Origin of the sequence: Paraburkholderia tuberum STM678 (assembly GCF_902833905.1) — a bacterium.
Classification (GTDB): Bacteria; Pseudomonadota; Gammaproteobacteria; order Burkholderiales; family Burkholderiaceae; genus Paraburkholderia; species Paraburkholderia tuberum.
This window is the reverse complement of sequence record NZ_CADFGP010000047.1, coordinates 24,340-42,394: the sequence shown is the minus strand read 5'-3', so window position 1 is coordinate 42,394 and position 18,055 is coordinate 24,340. Positions and strand designations below refer to the sequence as shown.

The following is an 18,055-nucleotide window of genomic DNA, read 5'->3' as shown; positions in this document are numbered from 1 at the left end:
GCGTCCGCCCTCAATCGGCAGGTATAATGAAATGACGCATACATTTGACCGAGTCCCGACCCCATGAGCCAGGAAGCAAAAGTGATCGTTCAGCTCCGCGAGATGATTCTCGGCGGGGAGCTATCAGGCGGCGAGCGAATCCTTGAAGCAACGATCGCAGAGAAGCTGGGCGTGTCTCGTACACCTATCCGCTACGCCCTGAGCGTTCTCGCGGCTGAGGGGCTGATCGTAGGGGGTGGTAAGCGGGGATTTACAGTCAGATCGCTCACCATGCAGGACATCGCCGTCGCGATCGACGTCCGAGGGGTCCTTGAAGGGTTGGCGGCTCGAATGGCGGCGGAAAAGGGCCTCAGCCAACCGCACCTCACGGCATTCAAACGCTGCCTGGCGGACGGAGACGACCTACTTTCGCGCGGAAGCGTTGCGAAGGGCGACGATGAAACGTATGAACGGATAAATCGCGAATTTCATCGTCTGCTGCTGGAGGCGGCGGGAAGCGACCATCTAAGCAATGCACTGGCCATGAACGATCGCCTGCCGTTTGCGGCCGCCGGAGCGGTGGCCCTTGAGACTGAAGCGCCGACCTTGCTCAGAACGCAATACAGCCTCCTCTTTACTGCCCATGCACAACACCATGCAATCGTAGAAGCGCTGGAGAACCGGGAAAGCTGGCGGCTTCAATCTCTCATGCAGGAGCATGCGCTCGTCGCGAAGCGAAACATCACTATGATGGCTTCACGCCACGCTGGCAAACTCGACCCGGACGCACCGGTCAATGGCAAATTGATTCAGGAGCTGCGCTTTAGCGCTATCGTTTAACACCCCAGCGAAGCGCTAATCAAATGGACACCGTCCAGACACTCAGAATTTTCGTGCGCGTCGCGCGACTCGAAAGCTTCACCACTGCAGCCGACCAGTTGGGTTTGACGAAAGCATACGTTTCGCGATCAATTGCTCAACTTGAGAGCATGCTTCGCGTGCGTTTGCTGCATCGGACGTCGCGGCGTGTCGTTCTCTCCGCGGCCGGAGAGCGTTACCGCGATCGCTGTGAGCGAATTCTCACAATGTTGGAAGAAGCGAACGCAGAAGCTTCGCAAGCTGCTATCGAGGCGTCAGGCCAACTTCGGGTACACGCCATGAGCGGCATCGGGAAGTACTACGTGGTCGATGCCATCGCAGAGTACCGCCGAAAGCATCCGAAGGTCACATTCGATTTGTCCTTTGCCAATCGAGTCCCGGATCTTCTTGATGAGCAACTCGACTCGTCGCTGATCGTCGCATCGCAGTTGCCGGACTCTAACTTGATTGTGCACGACTTTGGGCGTGTATTTAGCGTAGCCTGTGCGGCTCCGGCTTATGTCGCGCAATTCGGAGCCCCTTCCACGCCCGACGACCTGCAACATCACCAGTGTATTGAATGGCCACCGGTCGTCGGTCTTTCGCGGACCTGGCTGGCACACACCGGCTCGAAGTCAGTCGAAGTTCCATGCGGTAGCGCAGCACTAAGAGTCAGCTCCTCGGACGCACTTAGCGCCGCAGTGCGTGCCGGGATGGGTATCGGTCTGCTGCCAATGTATGTGGCACTAAGTGGTCTGCAGACCGGCGAGCTGGTGCGCATCCTGCCGACCTTCACATTCCACGAAGCGAGAGTGCTGTCCTTGCATATCTCGCGTCAGTATCTTGATGCGCGCATTCGGACCTGGACTGACCACCTCAAATACTACATAACCGAAAGACTGCAGAGCGATGTGGAGCGTATTGGGTCCGAGTCGCGGGACTAACGCGGGATTACGAGCATTGACCGAGGTAATCGTCTCGTTCTGGTAAACGATGGGTTGTGGAGTCACCGCTCGATCGCCGTTTTTCGAAACGGTATCCTTGACACATGTTGAAAGGTTAGCCAATGGGGCTCGCCAGTCGAGGAGAGATCGAAATGAGGAAGATTGCAATTTTTGGCGTAGCGCTTGCGACCAGCATGATCCTGTCACCAGCATTTGCGCAGTCGAGCAGCGCGAGCGGCACCGTTAGCCGAGCCCAGGTAAAGCAGGAACTCCGTACGCTGCAGAAGGCGGGCTTTGATCCGACAGACACGTATGGCTATCCTGCGAACCTGGCATCCGCGGAACGCAAGGTGTCAGCGCAGCCGGTCGTGGACCGAAGTGAAGGCGCACAACCGGCCCATCTTACTTTGACGCAGTCGAACGCCAAATGACGCTTCATCTGCGGAAAAGGGAACTCTCCCTTTTCCGCAGATGAAACGAAACGGCCGCCTCTTTCAAAGGCGGCCGCTCTGCTATTGAGGCCGTTTACGCCGCTTTTGCGAGCTGTCCGTGCGGGTCGATAACAAACTTCTTCGGTACGCCAGAATCGAACTCGGAGTAACCTTGCGGGGCTTGGTCCAAGCTGATCACCTGAACGTTCACGACCTCGGCGATGTTGATGCGATTCCACAGGATCGCTTGCATCAAGGCCCTGTTGTATTTCATCACAGGCGTCTGACCGGTAAAGAAGCTGTGTGACTTCGCCCAGCCGAGGCCGAACCGAACACTCAGCGAGCCAAGTTGCGCTTGCTGGTCGGTAGCGCCGGGATCTTCCGTCACGTACAGACCGGGAATACCGATCTTGCCCGCGGCTCGTGTGATGTCCATCAATGAGTTCAAGACGGTTGCCGGCGCTTCCGATCGCGCGCCATCATGCCCGTGTCCACGCGCTTCGAATCCAACTGCGTCGATTGCGCAGTCGACTTCCGGAGTGCCAAGGATCGAGGCAATTTGTTCGCCCAGTGAAGCGTCAAGCGACACGTCAACAGTTTCGAAGCCGACACTTTTTGCATGAGCCAATCGAGCAGGATTCAGGTCGCCGACGATGACGGCCGCCGCCCCAAGCAGGCGAGCCGAAGCAGCAGCAGCAAGACCGACCGGGCCGGCACCTGCAATGTACACCGTACTGCCTGGACCTACCCCAGCAGTGACCGCGCCGTGATAACCCGTTGGCAAGATGTCCGACAAGCAAGTCAAATCGCGGATCTTCTCCTTCGCTTGTTCACGATCTGGGAATTTCAGAAGATTGAAATCCGCATACGGAACCATGACGTATTCAGCTTGACCACCAATCCATCCGCCCATGTCGACATAGCCGTAAGCGCCTCCGGCACGCGAAGGATTGACGCTCAAACAGACGCCAGTGTGCTGTTCCTTGCACGTTTGACAACGGCCGCACGCGACATTGAAAGGGACCGAGACCAGGTCGCCGAGTTGAAGCGTTTCAACGTCCTTACCGACTTCGATGACCTCGCCGGTGATCTCATGTCCCAGCACCAGACCAGCCTGAGCTGTCGTTCGACCACGCACCATGTGCTGATCAGATCCGCAGATGTTGGTAGACAGGATTTTCAGGATCACTCCGTGCACGGCTGTACGGCCCGCCGGCGTCACTAACTCCGGAAACGCAATGCTTTGAACTTCGACCTTGCCCGGTCCGGTATAAACCACACCTCTGTTGGAAGCCATACGAGTCTCCTTGAAACTTTGCAAAAATAGCGGTGAATGGACAATCACTGCTGCGCGGACCAACGATTCCAGGTCCTATAAGCGCTAGTGGGACGCGGCGTATTCGGATTTCTGCAGCACTTCTGGAACGCTCAAATCCGGATCCCCTCTCCATGCCGTTTCGATAGTGACGGTGCCGCCAGCCACGCGGGAGACGCATGAACACATCCGCTTGTTCTCCGCGTGCTGGTGTCCACTGAAAAAAACATCACGATGATCCACCGGGCCATCGACGCTCACGATGGAAACGGCACATAAGCCGCACTCTCCGCGACGGCATTCGAACAATGTCTCAGCACCTGCCTCATTTAGAACATCAAGCATGGAGCGTTCGGCCGGTACGTCCAATTCCAAGCTCAGACGCGGGACGCGAACTTTGAACGCTTGGGCTGCGAAGTGACCGCTCGATCCAAATGTCTCGTATCTGAGCAAGGTGCGCGGCCTACCACTGCTTTGCCAACACTCGCGCACTGCATCCATCAGTCCGATGGGGCCACAAAGGTAGACCTGGCCATCAGCCTGAAGCTGATTGATCTCTGACGTGATATCGAGGAACTGGCCTTCATCCGCAGCGTGAACCGAGACGGCGTCACCCATCATGACCTGAAGCTCGGTCAGGTACGCAGCTTCCGACCGACTTCTTACGCAATAGGCAACGCGGACCTTCTCTCCTTCGGCGGTAAGCGCGCGGCAGATATTGACGATCGGTGTAACCCCGATGCCACCCGCAATGAGGAGGTATTCGCTTCCGTTGAACGTTGGCTGGAAATCCGACACTGGAAACGTCGCGCGCAGGTTCGCCCCTTCGCGCAACGACCACATGTAGCGCGATCCGCCTCTGCTGTTATCCAGCAGCTTGACCGCAATGGTCACTACGTTATCGTGCACTGACACCACCGAATACGACCTCGTATCGGGTTGCCCCCCAACAAGCACCTGTACCTTGATGTGTGCGCCGGGAAGAGCCGCGACATGCGTCGAGAACTCGATCTCGAATTCCCGGACTGTCGGGGTAAGGTCGTGTATGCCCTTTACGACAGCGTCAGTCCAGCGATGGCGGTCACTCATGCTTGTACCCCCGCAAGCTTGATCGGGATCGATCGCGCGACTTGCTTGCCGTCCAACTCCTCGTGGACCATCTGATCAATCAAACGACGGGCCCAAAGGGAACCTGCATCGATATTGAGGTTATAGAACTCACGGTTCGGATTAGCGTCAAGCGCGCGCTGCTGCGCCTCAATGACGGTTTCATCCTCGACCAGGATGCCGCCTCCGGCGTCAAGAATCTGCCTTGTGATCCGTTGTTCATGGATACGGTAATTTCTGAGATGGCACCAGAAGTACAGACAGGTCTTCTCGGTTGAGGGCGTAGGGATATGAACGACCCACATGCCCACTCCCTGGCTACGATCGCCCTCAGGCGCACCGCTGCCTGCCGGGGCAACGCCGACGTCCAGAACGATCGTCGACGGGGCCTTGAAATGAATGATCTGCCACCGATCGACTTTCCCCGGCTTGCCAAGCTGTGCGCCCCAGAACGGCGGCGGATCTTCGTCGAGGACCCACCGTCGCACCGTCGCCGTGGTTTCGCCGTGCACGGCATCGAATGGGGCCTCCGCCAGCGCCTCATTGCCAATGCTCGATCCATGCACATACGTTTCATGCGTAAGGTCCATCAAATTGTCGAGCACCAGCCGATAGTCTGCTTTCACCTCGACCATTCGTCCGTCACCCGCCCAGGCTGGATCGTCCATCCATTCGAGATCGGGCACCTTCGTCGGATCAGCCAGCGAAGGATCGCCGGGCCATACCCAGACGAAACGATGTCGCTCCACGATCGGGTAGGAGCGCACACACGCCGATGGATTGATCGTTTCCTGACTGGGCATGTGGGTACACCGGCCATTGCCATCGAATCGCAAGCCGTGATAGCCGCAGCGCACTTCGTCGCCAACGAGCGTGCCGATCGAAAGTGGCACGAGTCGATGCCAGCAGGCATCAGCCAGAGCAACAGCGGAGCCATCCGTCTTGCGATATAGAACCATCTGCTGACCGCAAATCGTTCGCGCGAGAAGACTTCGTCCGACTTCAGCATCCCACGCGGCGACATACCAGGCATTCAGAGGAAATGTGGGGCGACTACTCATGTGACATCTCCGTATTTGATTTACCGACAGTCGGGGACGCGCCGAGTTTTCATGAACTCGTCAAACGTCTCACCCCGCATCATTGCGTAGACCTGCAGGTTAGTTTTCTTTACAACCCGAGCAAACTTTTCGACAACAAAAAAATTGGCACCATGTCGGACAAGCCCGATCCAGTTCTCGTTGCGAACCAGATCTTTTTCGGAGTCAGTAAGGCCAGCCTCTTCCATTACGCCCTCGGGATCATCGCGGTAACGATCGCGATAGTCCGCGCGGATCATTTGCCAGAAGAACCGATTCAACTTCAAAACTCGGTTACTGGTCTGCACGTCGAATAGGTAGGTTCCCTCAAGCTCCGAGAGACCAACTGTTTGCGGATTCATTCTGTTGACCTCACATCACTGCGGCTTGGTTTGCGTTGGGAACATGTCGAGGCTCGGTTTCCTCGCCCTCTTCGTAGACCACCACGGTCATAGCAGTCGTGGTGGCCAGGTAGTAATTCAAGTGGACCTTCTTGAGGCTGTTAGCCATTGCGCCGCGCATCGCGAGCCACATGATCTGCTCGACGCTCTCCGCGCCTCCAAGGCGCACATAGTCGGCGTGCGTCAGGTGAAGTAGTTTCTCGGGCTCGTGCTGTAACAGGTCGAGGAATTCATGATCCCAGTCAGTGTTGTTGAAACCAGCGCGCTCGCCGTGAATCTGGTGCGATAGTCCACCGGTTCCGACCACGACCACGTTGAGATCTTCAGGATAGGACTCGATCGCGCGGCGCAGCGCTTGCCCAAGTCGATAGCACCGACGCGGCGTGGGCAGCGGATACTGCAGCACATTCACGGAGATCGGGACGACTGTGCCAGGCCAGTCGGGCTTATGCGGCCAGAGCAGCGGAAGCGGCGACGCGCAACCGTGGTCAATGGGCTTTTCCTGAAAGACGGTCAGGTCGAATTCGTCGTTTACCAGTGAGTCAACAATGTGACATTGAAGCTTCACGTCGCCCTTGATGTGAGGCAGATCGCGCAGACCCGCGCCTTCATCCGCAATCGGGAATTGTTCGCCTACGCCAAGCGCGAATGTCGGATACATGTCGAAGAAAAACGTCGTGCAGTGATCGTTGTAGATGAACACGAGCACGTCTGCCTTTTTTTCCTCAAGCCACTTCGCCACGGGCTTGTAGCCGTCAAACAGTGGTGCCCAACTCGGGTCTGTTTGTTTGCCCTTGTCATAAGCCACGCCGATTGTCGGCACATGCGATGTACCAATACAGCCAATGATCTTTGCCACAGTTACACCCCTCGATGTTTGAAATCAACGCCGGCCTCAGATGCCGCGAGTTCGTACAAGGCGCGCCGCATCATGAGTCCCGGCTTGTCCGGCGCGAAATTGAGGTCAAACTGTGGCTCTGTGTCTTTTTCTACCACTTGCAGGATCCATTCAAGCGCGTCGACGTCTTCCGTGTATGCCTGGTTGGATGCTTTGACCATGAACGCATCGACTTCTAGATCGCCAAGCTTGCTGTCTCTCGAGTTGAACCACCAGTAATGGATACGGCCGTTGGTCTCCGGAGTAATCAGATGGGTAATGTTGAACCGATAAGTCGACGGCTTGCCCTGCTCCGGCTCGTGGTCGACGATCTTCGCGAATGCGACGTGCATGCCTGGCGAAACAAAGCGCGCTTCCGAAAGACGGTCCACCGGCTTGCCCATCAGCCCGGTGGGTACGCCGTAAATACCCGGGGGCGGCGAATTCTTCAAGATCCGGTCAATGATGATCACGTCGCCTTCCTGACGGACATCGAGCTTCGACCGCGCGTACTCGGGCGTTCCGACGGTGCCCGGGTGCAAAAACGGAAAGTGCGTCTGGTCCAGCAGATTTTCATGCATCGAGACGTAGTCGGAATTCAGCTGAAACGTGCCGCCAACGCTCTTGAACTCGCTTGAGTTCAACCACGGAGTAGCAGGGATGAGCGTTTCATCAGCCTGGTCGGGATCGCCCATCCAGATCCATACCAGCGGGCTGCGCTCGGCGATAGGGAACGATCTCACGTTTGCGTTGGTTGGCACGATTGGCATGGATGGCATCTTCGCGCAGCGGCCCGAAGGGTCGAACTGCATGCCGTGATACCCGCACACCAGGATGTCACCATCCAGTCGTCCTTTGGCTAGGGGAAACGACCGATGGGGACAGCGGTTTCTAACCGCTGCGGGTCGGCCGTCCAGCGTCCGGTACAGCGCGACGTCGACGCCGAGAAAGCGGCGGCTAATAATGTCTCGGGAGATTTCCGAGCTTGTACCTGCGACATACCAGCAATTCTTCACCAGTGGCGTGGAGTGATCCGCGTACCCACCGATCTCAAAATTGAAGGGTCTTTCCAGAGTGACGACTGTAGCCATGATGAACTCCTCAATCTTTTTTATGCGTCCAGTACCAATCGAGACCCGGTTGTCCTCGATACACAGATGCAGATTTCTTTTCCGACTTCCTTCTGCTCGGCGTCCAGATATCGGTCGCGATGCTGAACCTCGCCGTCAGATTCGAGGACCTTCAGCGGACAGAGCCCACACTCTCCGCGACGGCAGTCCGAAAGAACGGGTATGTTCGCTGCCGTAATGGCATCAAGGATGGTCGTGTCACGACCAACGTGGATTGTGCGGCCCGTTCTGCGCAGCTCGACATCAAAAGGCTTATCAAGCGCCGAGGGCGCAGAAGAAAACAGCTCTGAACGGACTCGGCTCTGGTCCCAGCCAACCTCTTTGGCAGCACGGTAGACCGCCTCAATCATCGCTGACGGCCCGCAGGCGTATGCGTTCGTCCCATCCGGTTGGCTCGACAGAATCGCTTTGAAATCAAGGTGGCTATTTCCCTCATCACCGCTGAGGTGAACGAGAACGCGGTCCTTGCCAAGTTTCTTCGCCTCATTCAGGTATGCCATCGATTCGGGGGAACGCCCCGAGTAGATGAGATCGAACGGTTTAGCGCGTCGTACGACGCTGCGTAACATCGCGTATATCGGTGTGATACCGATGCCACCCGCTATGAGGAGCGTTTTGGCTTCGCGTCGGTCGAGCGGGAAATTGTTTTTAGGCCAAGATACTTCGAGACGCGTCCCTACTTCGAAGGTGTCGTGGATGTGAGCGGATCCCCGTCGCCGGTCTTCCCTCTGTACCGCGATGCGATATGTGTCCGCGTGATCCACCTCAAGTTCGACGCCACCGATCAACGAATAATGCCGGATGATTGGCCCACTTTCGGTCGATACGGTGTGGACTTCGATGTGCGCGCCCGGTTCGTATCGCGGCAACGGCGTGCCGTCTTCAGTGCGAAGTTCATACTCGCGGATCCGAGGCGTCAGTTGCCGGATGCCGGCAACAACGACCTCAATATTTCGATTAGCCACCGCTGCTCCTGGGATTCGACGATCAGGATTGGTCTGAGAATGTATGCATTCTAGTTTTGGGATCCAAACTAGGCCAGTAGGGTTAACGCGCGCGGGCATTTTCCCGCAATTTGGATCCATTACGGGATCCAAACTGCGCTATGATCAGATGCGGCTCATTCCAGATTTGATCCTAGGCTTATATGAAACAGCAACAGAACCCGGTATCCGTTCGTCTTCGCGAGATGATTTTGCGAGGAGAACTCGCTCCAGGGGAGCGGGTTCGTGAGGAAGAAATTGCATCTTCTCTCGGAACTTCGAGAATGCCTGTGCGACAAGCGTTGCCCGCATTAGCTGAAGAGGGGCTGTTAGTTCCTGCCGGCAAACGAGGGTATTCGGTGCGTGCCTTCACTCTTGAGAGCACCCTTGAAGCCTTACGTCTTCGAGCCGTCCTCGAAGGATTCGCGGCGCGAGTCGTAGCCGAACGGGGTGCACCCGCGGAGCTCTTGACTGCGCTCCGCGGGTGCCTGGATGACGGGGATGAGTTACTTGAGACGACGGCTTTGAAAGAAGAGCATGAGCTCGCGTACGCGGACATCAACGCGAGATTTCATACTCTGATCGTGGGCGCTACAGGAATGCCCTTGCTAGAAACGCTCACCAACCGTTGCAATTTGGTTCCGTTTGCGGCCCCAAGTAGTGTGGCATTCTCAAACAGCCGGAAACGGTCCATGCATGATCTGCTCTTTTACGCTCATTGTCAGCATCACAGCATCGTGCGCGCAATCGAGGCAAGGCAGCCTGACCGCGCCGAATTTTTGTTCCGCGAGCACGCGCTTTCGCAAGAGGAAAGCCAGATGTTGAACCCGGCTAGCAACGCGCTCACCGTGCCCTTCATCTAAGAATGTGTGCATTCGCAGTCTTTTTCAGTTGTCGGTTTCGCGAAACATCACAAATTCAGCGCGGCGAGTTTCGATCTGCCAGTCCTCGCCGACGCGGATAAAGGTGTCAACGAAATGCCCGACAACTTCCTTGCCGCGCGCGGGCCGTCCGAACGGCCCCGCAGCGTCGGTCTTAATGGCGTTCCAGACGAGTGCCTGACTTTTTGCAGAGATCCGATCGTCGAGCGAATCGGTGACTAACGTATTGAGGATCAGATGGCACGTGACTCGGTCCGCGGCTCGTTTGGCGTAAGAGTCTACGATCGCCTGTCTTCCCTTCAGTACATCTCCGTTGGGTCGATGCAGAGACGCCTCGGGAGCGAATAGCTCGGCGAGCTTTGCGAATTCGCCGTTATCAGTGAGGGCAGCCGCGAGCAGCACCAACCGGCTGCAAGCAGCTTGCGCGACCAGCAGGTCAAGATTTTTCGGATGGGACATGCGTCATGCTCCTTCGACAGTCCAATCGAGCCATTCGCCGAGCGCAGCCGATACCGCTACAGGCTGTTCCATCGTCGTCATATGGCCGCTGTCCTCAATGACTCTAAGGCATGCACCTGGGATTGCCTCGGACATCACTTCGTGCCGCGCGAGTGGACTCCACGCGTCCTGACGGCCGCAGATGACCATCGTCGGGACGTTGATTTGACGAAGCTGAGTACTTGCATCGGGCCTATTCAGAAGCGCACTGATTTGCGCCTCAAACCTTTCGGGCGAACTGCGCTCAATCATCGACAGAATCTCGGCGAATACACGTGAATCGACCGCCTCTGGATGAACCATGCCAGGAGCCCAACTCTCTCCCATCGCCCACATGCCTTTTTCTTGCGCCACGCGCAGGAGGTTTCCCCGTTCCTCACGCTCCTTCTGACCGGCTTCGCCTTCGGCGATGCTCTGATAGCCTGTGTCAAGCAGCGCCAGCCGCTCCACGCGCTCAGGCGCGATGCGAATGACTTCCAACGCAACTCGCCCGCCCATTGAATGACCGGCGAGCGAGAATCGGACGTCGGGTACTACCGCGAGCACCTGTTCCGCCATCGATGTGATCGAGCTGCGCAAATCATAGTCGGGTACAACGCAGGGCCGCTCCTTGCCGAACACACGGCGTTGTTCGATCCAAACAGCGTTGTCGCAAAGCAGGCCAGGAAGAAGCACTAATGGGTTCGTCACGCTGACATCCTTACAAGTTCTCAGTGGGCAATGCGAAAGGCATTGCCTTTAGCAGGCTCCAATGTATTGTCGTCGACCGCAAGCGCGTTGACCATGCGACCTGCAAGAACGGGCCATGCGAAGTGCTTATTACGCTCGCTAAGGTAGCGGCATTAGCGCAAGATCCACATGCAAGCTGACATGCCGAGGTCCTGTGGTAACTCACGTGCCTGACGCGTCCATGAATGCTTCTTACTATTCCGTAATCGTTAGAGCGACAGATGATCATCGACATCCACGGCCATTACACCACCGCGCCGAAAGCGCTCGAGGCGTGGCGCAACCGGCAGATTGCCGGCATCAAGAATCCATCGGAGATGCCGGCGGTATCGGAACTGAAAATCAGCGACGATGAACTGCGCGAGTCCATCGAGACGAATCAACTTCGTCTGATGCGCGAACGCGGCCTCGATCTCACGGTCTTCAGCCCACGCGCGAGCTTCATGGCGCATCACATCGGCAACTTCCAGGTGTCGAGCACGTGGGCCGCTATCTGCAACGAGCTGTGCTTTCGCGTGAGCCAGTTGTTTCCCGACAGTTTCATTCCGGCGGCAATGCTGCCGCAAAGTCCGGGCGTCGATGTATCGAGCTGCATTCCCGAGCTCGTGAAGTGCGTAGAGCAATACGGCAATGTCGCGATCAACCTGAACCCGGATCCATCGGGCGGGCACTGGACAAGCCCGCCGCTCTCGGACCGCTCCTGGTATCCGATCTACGAGAAGATGGTCGAGTACGACATCCCTGCGATGATCCACGTGAGCACGAGCTGCAACGCGTGTTTCCATACGACGGGCGCGCACTATCTGAACGCCGACACGACCGCGTTCATGCAGTGCCTCACATCCGACCTGTTCCGCGATTTCCCGACGCTCAAGTTCGTGATTCCCCACGGCGGCGGCGCCGTGCCGTATCACTGGGGACGTTTCCGCGGTCTCGCACAGGAGCTGAAAAAGCCCTTGCTGAAGGATCATTTGCTCAACAACGTGGTCTTCGATACGTGCGTGTATCACCAGCCGGGTATTGATTTGCTAACGCGAGTAATTCCCGTCGACAACATCCTCTTCGCGAGCGAGATGATCGGCGCGGTGCGCGGCATCGATCCCGAAACGGGCCACTATTTCGACGATACGAAGCGCTATGTCGAGGCCGCGAGCATCGAGCCCGAAGCGCGCTACAAGATTTACGAAGGCAACGCGCGGCGCGTGTATCCGCGCCTCGATGCCACACTCAAGGCGAAGGGACTTTGACATGTATGAACTCGGAGTGGTGTATCGCAACATCAATCGCGCCGATGGAGAAGCAGCGACGAAGCTCGGCGCGCTCGGCTCGGCGACGGTGCATGAGGCAATGGGCCGCGTCGGCCTGATGAAAACCTACATGCGACCGATCTATACGGGCGCGCAGGCGAGCGGCACGGCCGTCACGGTGCTTCTGCAGCCGGGTGACAACTGGATGATGCACGTCGCGGCCGAGCAGATTCGGCCCGGCGATATCGTCGTGGCCGCATGCACGACCGACAACACCGATGGCTTCTTTGGGGACCTCCTCGCGACAAGCTTCAAGGCGCGCGGCGCGCGCGCGCTCATCATCGACGGCGGCGTGCGCGACGTGCGCGTGCTAACGGAGATGAATTTCCCGGTGTGGAGCCGTGCGATCTCGTCGAAGGGCACCGTCAAGGCGACGCTCGGCTCGGTGAACATTCCGATCGTGTGCGCGGGTATGTCGGTGACGCCGGGCGATGTGATCGTCGCGGACGATGACGGAGTCGTGATCGTGCCGGCAGCGCTTGCGCAGAAGGTGCTGGAGAAGGCCACGGCGCGCGAGGCGCTCGAAGCCGAAAAGCGCGACAAACTCGCAAGTGGCGTGCTTGGCCTCGACATGTACAAGATGCGCGAACCGCTCGAAAAAGCCGGCCTTCGTTACATCGACTGATACAGAGGCGACAAATATGAGCGGCGAACCGTTATCCATCACCGGCATATCGTCGATGGCAACGCGCCAGGTCCTCGCCGAGCTTGCCGATGCATACGCAGTGCGTTCGGGCCTGCGAGTTTCAATTGAATCGATCGGAGGCGTCGCGGCGGTCAAGCGTATCCAAGAGGGTGAGGCGTTCGATATTGTCGTGCTGGCATCGAACGCGATCGACCAACTCATGTCCGAGAACCGTGTCGATGACTCAAGCCGCGTGAATATCGCTCGATCGGGCGTCGCGGTAGCCGTTGCAACCGGTGCACAGCGACCTTCGATCGAAACTGAAGCCGACGTGCGCGAGGCCGTGTTGAGCGCACGCAGCATTGGTTATTCAACAGGACCAAGCGGTGCGTACCTGATGGATCTTTTTCAGCGTTGGGGCATCGCAGAGGCGATCGCCGCGCGGATCATTCAGGCGCCGCCCGGTGTTGCCGTCGGTTCGCTCATCGCGCGAGGTGAAGTGGCGCTGGGGTTCCAACAGATGAGTGAGTTCCTCGAGGTCGACGGCATTGACATCCTGGGGCCACTTCCCCCTTCCATTCAGACAATGACCGTTTTTCAGGGTGCAGTGTGCTCCAACGCGCGTATGCCACAAGATGCGCGCGCGTTGCTCGCTTTTATGACTTCGGCCGATGTCGATGAAGTGAAACGTAAAAACGGCATGCAGCCGCCTGATGGTCCTTGACTCTTCGATATGCGTTGGACGGCACCGCGCGCTCGGACGGCTTCAGAAACGTCGTGAGCGCGGTAAGAAGCGCGGCCAGCATCTTCATGGCGCCGGCGATCTCGCCCTAACTCTTGAGGAAGGCGGCTCCTGCCGCGGCGCTCAATAAAGCCGATGGCAGACTTACCCAAAGGTGGTAAAGACCCCATCGTTCAGCGCATGACAAGCATGATGGCAAAGACGAAGACGCCATGCAAGACATCCGCGACGTCAAATTTTACAGACTGGTCAACGGAATCGCGCGCCAGCAAAACCCTCCGGAAGGCAGCAAACAGTCCGCGCGTGAGCAAGCGCGTCATGACGCGATGTGGGCGGCCAGTAGTGGCGCGTGCCTGACCCGGTCGGACGCTGACAGTTGGCACGTGATCGATGCAATCGCTCCCGCCGAGCTTGATGTTCGCCACCGTCGATTGCTGGGCTGGAAAAACGGGCGCCCATGGTGCTGGCTCTACCGATCGGCCGGTAGGCACTTCGTTGCCAGACGGGATCACGCACCACTGCAGGCGCTCGGCGCCACGCCCCGCGAGGCAATTGCGACGCTGCGGCGCTGCGCGATCGATTATCAGCGCCTCTGTCACATTACCTTGCCAATTGCTCCCCAAGCGCTGAGCATCACGCCCGAGCCGATAGCGACGCGATCAAGGACACACTACCGCTTTTCTGTGGGCGCTGCGCGGCGTACCGAAAGCTTTTGGTCGCACACCCGAATCCTTGCTGAAGCGGCCGGCAAATTCCATCGCGAAAGAGGAGCGTGGTAACCCAACGAAAGGGAGCAAAATGGCGGATAAAGAAAATCAGCACCGTCGAGCAAAGTCGCGTGACGATTGCTGCGAACCATTGAATTAACAGTTCCGACCGTCTGAGCGCAAGTAGAACCAACTTTAGTTGTGTGAGCGAAGATACGTACGCGAAAAACGCATCGCCAAATCAGGCTATCAAGATAAGTTTGCTTCCATTAATAGCGAGGTTGACATAGATAAAATCGCCAACGTCTTGTATGCAGTATTCCGAACGAATCCTATCGAGGTGAGACAAATACCCTGGGGCTGCGTTGCGACTCAACATTGCAGGCGAGAGTCACGACCTATCTGAATAGTTTTCTTAAGATTTTTGAAATCACGCAGTATGGTTTGCCGACAAGCGATTTGCATCATGCGTGACTATTCAATCCGTCCGCGAATGTGGAGTACTCCTAGTGGTTCGAACTCCGATCGCTGAATGCCGACTGCCAATCCTGGCCACCGTAAAAGACGCCAAGAAACCACACCGCTTCTGCATCTTCCTCAACGACAAAAGCGAGAATCGTATCCCCCTTGTAGTGAGTAGTCTTGAGACCCGGCATCACATCGTCCTGGGGAGTTCCACGATTCGGGTAAGTCGCGAATGCTTCGCACGCGTCGTACACCTCCGTGATATATCGTGCAATTGAAGCCTCGGAGCGCCCGTGGAACTCCATGTAGTCCGCGATGATTTCCAGCCGTTCGTCGAACTCTTCCGCATAATTTACAACGTACTGAATCACGCGGCAGGTTCCTTTCTCTTTGCCCTGCGTTGGCTGCGCCGTTCGGCTAGCCTGGCTTCGGATTGCTCACGGGTTAGAGCGTTTCCGGGATTGGCTTTCAGTTTCTCGTATGCCGGCACAACCTGTTCTTTCAGCCAGTGCTTGACGAGCTGATCGCGCTCCTTAAGCAGCCTGAGACCGTCCCTGACTACCTCACTGTCGCTGTTGTAGTCGCCGCCTGCGCTTCGGGAGCGCACGAACTCGTACAGCTCGGGTGTCAGAGTAATCGTTAGCGGTTTGCTTGCCATGATCTAGCCCCTGTTTTCATGAACATATGAGAGTATCATACACCTGATTAACGGCTCCGCCGGTAGCCGGACGCGGCGCGACAGGTGCCGTCAGCTTTATCAACGCTCACGCAAGAAAGTGCATTTTCCACGACCTTGGTCCTGCGCAAATGACGTTGATCAGCGCCCCAATGGACATCCGCCATCGGGAAAGTTAGCGGCACGTCTGCGCATCGGGTGTCCACAGGTGGCACCGACCTATTGCGAGCTGGCGGACGCACCGGAGCGACGGGGTGAGCCGAGCCGGGGGCTGAGGATGGCAAGTGTTCATAGCGTTTGCGAAAAGGCCCGTATGGACATGCAGCGCGGGGAAGCCGCTGAGCTGCAACCGGACACTGCCCTCACACAGTGGGAGTTAGATGGAACATGAAAACACGCGGCCCATGCGACCCTGCCAGACGGGATCGTGGCGAAGCCAGGCAGGCGACGGCGGATGCGTGACCGTTAGTTGCGTAACAGCGCTTGGCTCTTTGAATAGCTTGGCTCTTCGAATACTTTCGACCGCGGCGCTATGCCTGGCGTCTCGGGGGAACGAAAAAGACCGTCGGACGTTACAATCAAAACATGCGACTGCAACGCATCACTGCGCGCCTCTCATCGGCGCACTCTTTGCGCTACAGCCCATTACTCCAGGCGAGCGGCTCATCGAGTACAAAGGTAAGTGACGAGTTGGCGGCGTGCCTTTGCCCGTCACCGGTCCGACGTCGGGCATACTTTCGGGTTCGGTATCTCCGCCTGGTCCTGGCTACGGCCGGCGGAAACGATGAAGGACGAGACGCTCGGATCGTGCGTGCGACCTACGTTGCGTGCAGCGGGGACAGTGGCCGCCGAGGAAAAGCCCCCAGGTCACTGCGCAACACCTACGGCCGAAGGCACTTCGCCCGCGAAAAAATCCACGAACAGGGAGCAGCCCGCTGGGTCTTGGCAGCCACAGAACCGTTACGCGGTGGTGGGACACGATTCAGAATGCCGGTCAACCGGACGACGTCCAGGAACTGGAAGCGCGGACGTAGGCGCGCCGCATCAGATGCCTACGGGTTCGTCAGCGTTCCTTGACTTCCGTTATTCACGCGTAACCTGGTGTGTGCGCCGAACATAGGGTACGGCAACACACTGAGGCTGAGCTATGGTCTACAAAAGTCGTTTCAAAAACATCGTCTATCCGGCATGGCGGCACGCGCCGCGCGTCGCGCGCTACCGGATCGTGCTAGCGAAAAATCGGAAGCTCGTTTGGACGGTCGTGTATCCCCTTGGTGGCGAGCCATCGCAACCGCACCATGCTGACCTTGCCCTTGCGCTGGCCGTCGTACTGAACAGGGTCATCGACGGCGAGTTGACTGGTGTGTGCCACGTGTGCATGCGGCCCGTGGTGCAGACGGGTGTGCGGCTGACCGACTATCCAGTCCGGGTCAACGCTTCTAAAGCGTGGTACCACGGGCGTGCTGCTAACCGGTCAGTTGGCAATACCGCTCAGCCGCTTCACATCCACTCTCTCGATGTCGTCGGTGGCGCCGTCGCCTTCCATGTCGGCCACGACAAAGACAAGCCGGCAAGCGCCTGCGTTGCGAGGCTGCTTCCATGAACCCAGCACCACATCGTTATGCCGTCGGGCGCTGGGAATCCTTGTGGGCGAGTGAGCCATATATGTTGCACCGGTTCGTAATCGATCTGCCGACCCGCAAAGTGATCGCAGGCCAGGACCGCATTCGAAAGCAGTGGCATCCCATGAGCATTCGACACGTCGACTACATGCAGCAAATATTGGAAGAGACGTTTTCCGACATCTTCGAAGATCCGCATGAGTACGGATTCGAGACAGTTGATGATCCGCCGTCCTGGGCAGTGCAAGCGTGGCCGTGGCCGCGTATCAACGAAGACGACGCGAATAATGGAGCGGGCGAGGAAAGCACACTGTGAGCGCGAGTCGCGCTGTGGATGGCGGACACGACGCGGACGCCCCGGATTTCTTGACGTCCGGTCTGCGAAACACCTGGCTTACAAGGACTGCGCCGGGATCGTATCGCATTGGCGGATATCGCCCGTCGCCATGCCGCGCCGCAGCCACCGCCACCGCTGCCGCTGCTCACTCGTGCCGTGCGTGAATGCTTCGGGCACGACGCGTCCCTGCGATTGCCGCTGCAACCGGTCGTCGCTGATCGCGCCTGCTGCGTTCAGGCCCTGCTCGAAGTTGCCCGGCTCCATCAGCTTCGCGTCCAACTGCTGCGCGACCGCCGCTCACACGCTCCGCCTGCAATTCGAGGCGCATGAACAACGCATTGCCCCGCGCCTGCGACATGCGC

General features: G+C 57.8%; 21 protein-coding genes and 1 pseudogene. 10 read left to right on the top strand and 12 right to left on the bottom strand.

Annotation, left to right across the window (positions count from 1 at the left end; genetic code table 11):
• Positions 1–63: 63 nt before the first annotated feature.
• The 3 genes from HWY30_RS30835 (at position 64) to HWY30_RS30825 (ending at position 2,212) form a co-directional block, all read left to right on the top strand.
• A complete protein-coding gene (locus HWY30_RS30835) occupies positions 64–819 on the top strand; it encodes a GntR family transcriptional regulator (protein WP_090812017.1) in 756 nt (251 codons plus the stop codon).
• Positions 820–842: 23 nt separating this feature from the next.
• Positions 843–1,781 (top strand): LysR family transcriptional regulator, encoded by a 939-nt coding sequence (locus tag HWY30_RS30830; protein ID WP_090812019.1) that lies wholly within the window; start codon positions 843–845, stop codon positions 1,779–1,781.
• Between the two features lie 152 nt (positions 1,782–1,933).
• Positions 1,934–2,212 carry a DUF4148 domain-containing protein gene (locus HWY30_RS30825; RefSeq protein ID WP_167368819.1) on the top strand — a complete coding sequence of 93 codons (279 nt, stop codon included), beginning with the start codon at positions 1,934–1,936 and terminating at the stop codon, positions 2,210–2,212.
• A gap of 94 nt (positions 2,213–2,306) precedes the next feature.
• Here the strand turns inward: HWY30_RS30825 and fdhA are convergent, their stop codons facing one another.
• The 7 genes from fdhA to HWY30_RS30790 form a co-directional block, all read right to left on the bottom strand.
• Positions 2,307–3,509, bottom strand: a complete 1,203-nt coding sequence (gene fdhA / locus HWY30_RS30820) for a formaldehyde dehydrogenase, glutathione-independent (protein WP_090812023.1) — start codon at positions 3,507–3,509, stop codon at positions 2,307–2,309.
• 84 nt (positions 3,510–3,593) lie between these two features.
• Complete coding sequence (locus tag HWY30_RS30815) at positions 3,594–4,616, bottom strand: PDR/VanB family oxidoreductase (RefSeq protein WP_090812025.1); 1,023 nt, start codon at positions 4,614–4,616, stop codon at positions 3,594–3,596.
• Complete coding sequence (locus HWY30_RS30810; RefSeq protein WP_090812027.1) at positions 4,613–5,695, bottom strand: aromatic ring-hydroxylating dioxygenase subunit alpha; 1,083 nt, start codon at positions 5,693–5,695, stop codon at positions 4,613–4,615. Before HWY30_RS30810 ends, HWY30_RS30815 begins: the two co-directional genes overlap by 4 nt.
• Before the next feature lie 20 nt (positions 5,696–5,715).
• The gene (locus HWY30_RS30805; RefSeq protein WP_090812029.1) at positions 5,716–6,075 is read right to left on the bottom strand and encodes a protocatechuate 3,4-dioxygenase; all 360 of its coding nucleotides are present in this window, start codon (positions 6,073–6,075) and stop codon (positions 5,716–5,718) included.
• Positions 6,076–6,085: 10 nt separating this feature from the next.
• On the bottom strand, positions 6,086–6,973 hold the full coding sequence (locus tag HWY30_RS30800; RefSeq protein WP_090812031.1) for a gallate dioxygenase: 888 nt from the start codon (positions 6,971–6,973) through the stop codon (positions 6,086–6,088).
• A gap of 2 nt (positions 6,974–6,975) precedes the next feature.
• Positions 6,976–8,082, bottom strand: a complete 1,107-nt coding sequence (locus HWY30_RS30795; protein ID WP_176078973.1) for an aromatic ring-hydroxylating oxygenase subunit alpha — start codon at positions 8,080–8,082, stop codon at positions 6,976–6,978.
• A 20-nt stretch (positions 8,083–8,102) separates the two neighbouring features.
• Positions 8,103–9,086 carry a PDR/VanB family oxidoreductase gene (locus tag HWY30_RS30790; RefSeq protein ID WP_244145074.1) on the bottom strand — a complete coding sequence of 328 codons (984 nt, stop codon included), beginning with the start codon at positions 9,084–9,086 and terminating at the stop codon, positions 8,103–8,105.
• A gap of 182 nt (positions 9,087–9,268) precedes the next feature.
• Between HWY30_RS30790 and HWY30_RS30785 the strand changes: the two genes are divergently transcribed.
• Positions 9,269–9,967, top strand: a complete 699-nt coding sequence (locus HWY30_RS30785) for a GntR family transcriptional regulator (protein ID WP_090812035.1) — start codon at positions 9,269–9,271, stop codon at positions 9,965–9,967.
• A gap of 24 nt (positions 9,968–9,991) precedes the next feature.
• On the opposite strand, the gene HWY30_RS30780 is transcribed toward HWY30_RS30785, so the two are convergent.
• Positions 9,992–10,444, bottom strand: coding sequence for a nuclear transport factor 2 family protein (locus tag HWY30_RS30780; RefSeq protein ID WP_090812037.1), 453 nt, complete (start codon positions 10,442–10,444; stop codon positions 9,992–9,994).
• Positions 10,445–10,447: 3 nt separating this feature from the next.
• Entirely contained in the window at positions 10,448–11,173 is a 726-nt protein-coding gene (locus HWY30_RS30775; protein ID WP_090812038.1) for an alpha/beta fold hydrolase, read from the bottom strand.
• 260 nt (positions 11,174–11,433) lie between these two features.
• Between HWY30_RS30775 and HWY30_RS30770 the strand changes: the two genes are divergently transcribed.
• The 4 genes from HWY30_RS30770 to HWY30_RS30755 all read left to right on the top strand — a co-directional run bounded on the left by HWY30_RS30770 (position 11,434) and on the right by HWY30_RS30755 (position 14,665).
• Positions 11,434–12,459 carry an amidohydrolase family protein gene (locus tag HWY30_RS30770; RefSeq protein ID WP_090812040.1) on the top strand — a complete coding sequence of 342 codons (1,026 nt, stop codon included), beginning with the start codon at positions 11,434–11,436 and terminating at the stop codon, positions 12,457–12,459.
• A gap of 1 nt (position 12,460) precedes the next feature.
• Positions 12,461–13,144: a 4-carboxy-4-hydroxy-2-oxoadipate aldolase/oxaloacetate decarboxylase gene (gene ligK / locus HWY30_RS30765; RefSeq protein WP_090812042.1), complete on the top strand. Its 684-nt coding sequence runs from the start codon at positions 12,461–12,463 to the stop codon at positions 13,142–13,144.
• A 16-nt stretch (positions 13,145–13,160) separates the two neighbouring features.
• The gene (locus HWY30_RS30760; protein ID WP_090812044.1) at positions 13,161–13,868 is read left to right on the top strand and encodes a substrate-binding domain-containing protein; all 708 of its coding nucleotides are present in this window, start codon (positions 13,161–13,163) and stop codon (positions 13,866–13,868) included.
• A gap of 230 nt (positions 13,869–14,098) precedes the next feature.
• Positions 14,099–14,665: a hypothetical protein gene (locus HWY30_RS30755; protein WP_143037315.1), complete on the top strand. Its 567-nt coding sequence runs from the start codon at positions 14,099–14,101 to the stop codon at positions 14,663–14,665.
• Between the two features lie 434 nt (positions 14,666–15,099).
• Here HWY30_RS30755 and HWY30_RS30750 read toward each other — a convergent pair whose 3' ends face one another.
• Both HWY30_RS30750 and HWY30_RS30745 read right to left on the bottom strand, forming a co-directional pair.
• A complete protein-coding gene (locus HWY30_RS30750) occupies positions 15,100–15,429 on the bottom strand; it encodes a type II toxin-antitoxin system RelE/ParE family toxin (RefSeq protein WP_090812046.1) in 330 nt (109 codons plus the stop codon).
• Positions 15,426–15,716: a type II toxin-antitoxin system ParD family antitoxin gene (locus HWY30_RS30745; protein WP_090812048.1), complete on the bottom strand. Its 291-nt coding sequence runs from the start codon at positions 15,714–15,716 to the stop codon at positions 15,426–15,428. Before HWY30_RS30745 ends, HWY30_RS30750 begins: the two co-directional genes overlap by 4 nt.
• A 1,165-nt stretch (positions 15,717–16,881) precedes the next feature.
• Between HWY30_RS30745 and HWY30_RS30740 the strand changes: the two genes are divergently transcribed.
• The gene (locus tag HWY30_RS30740) at positions 16,882–17,337 is read left to right on the top strand and encodes a hypothetical protein (protein ID WP_090812049.1); all 456 of its coding nucleotides are present in this window, start codon (positions 16,882–16,884) and stop codon (positions 17,335–17,337) included.
• Positions 17,334–17,672, top strand: a complete 339-nt coding sequence (locus HWY30_RS30735) for a hypothetical protein (RefSeq protein ID WP_143037317.1) — start codon at positions 17,334–17,336, stop codon at positions 17,670–17,672. The genes HWY30_RS30740 and HWY30_RS30735 overlap by 4 nt, the downstream gene beginning before the upstream one ends.
• Positions 17,673–17,750: 78 nt before the next feature.
• On the opposite strand, the pseudogene HWY30_RS30730 reads toward HWY30_RS30735, so the two are convergent.
• Positions 17,751–18,054 (bottom strand): annotated as a pseudogene (locus HWY30_RS30730) (neutral zinc metallopeptidase); the annotation flags it as partial.
• Position 18,055: the final 1 nt, after the last annotated feature.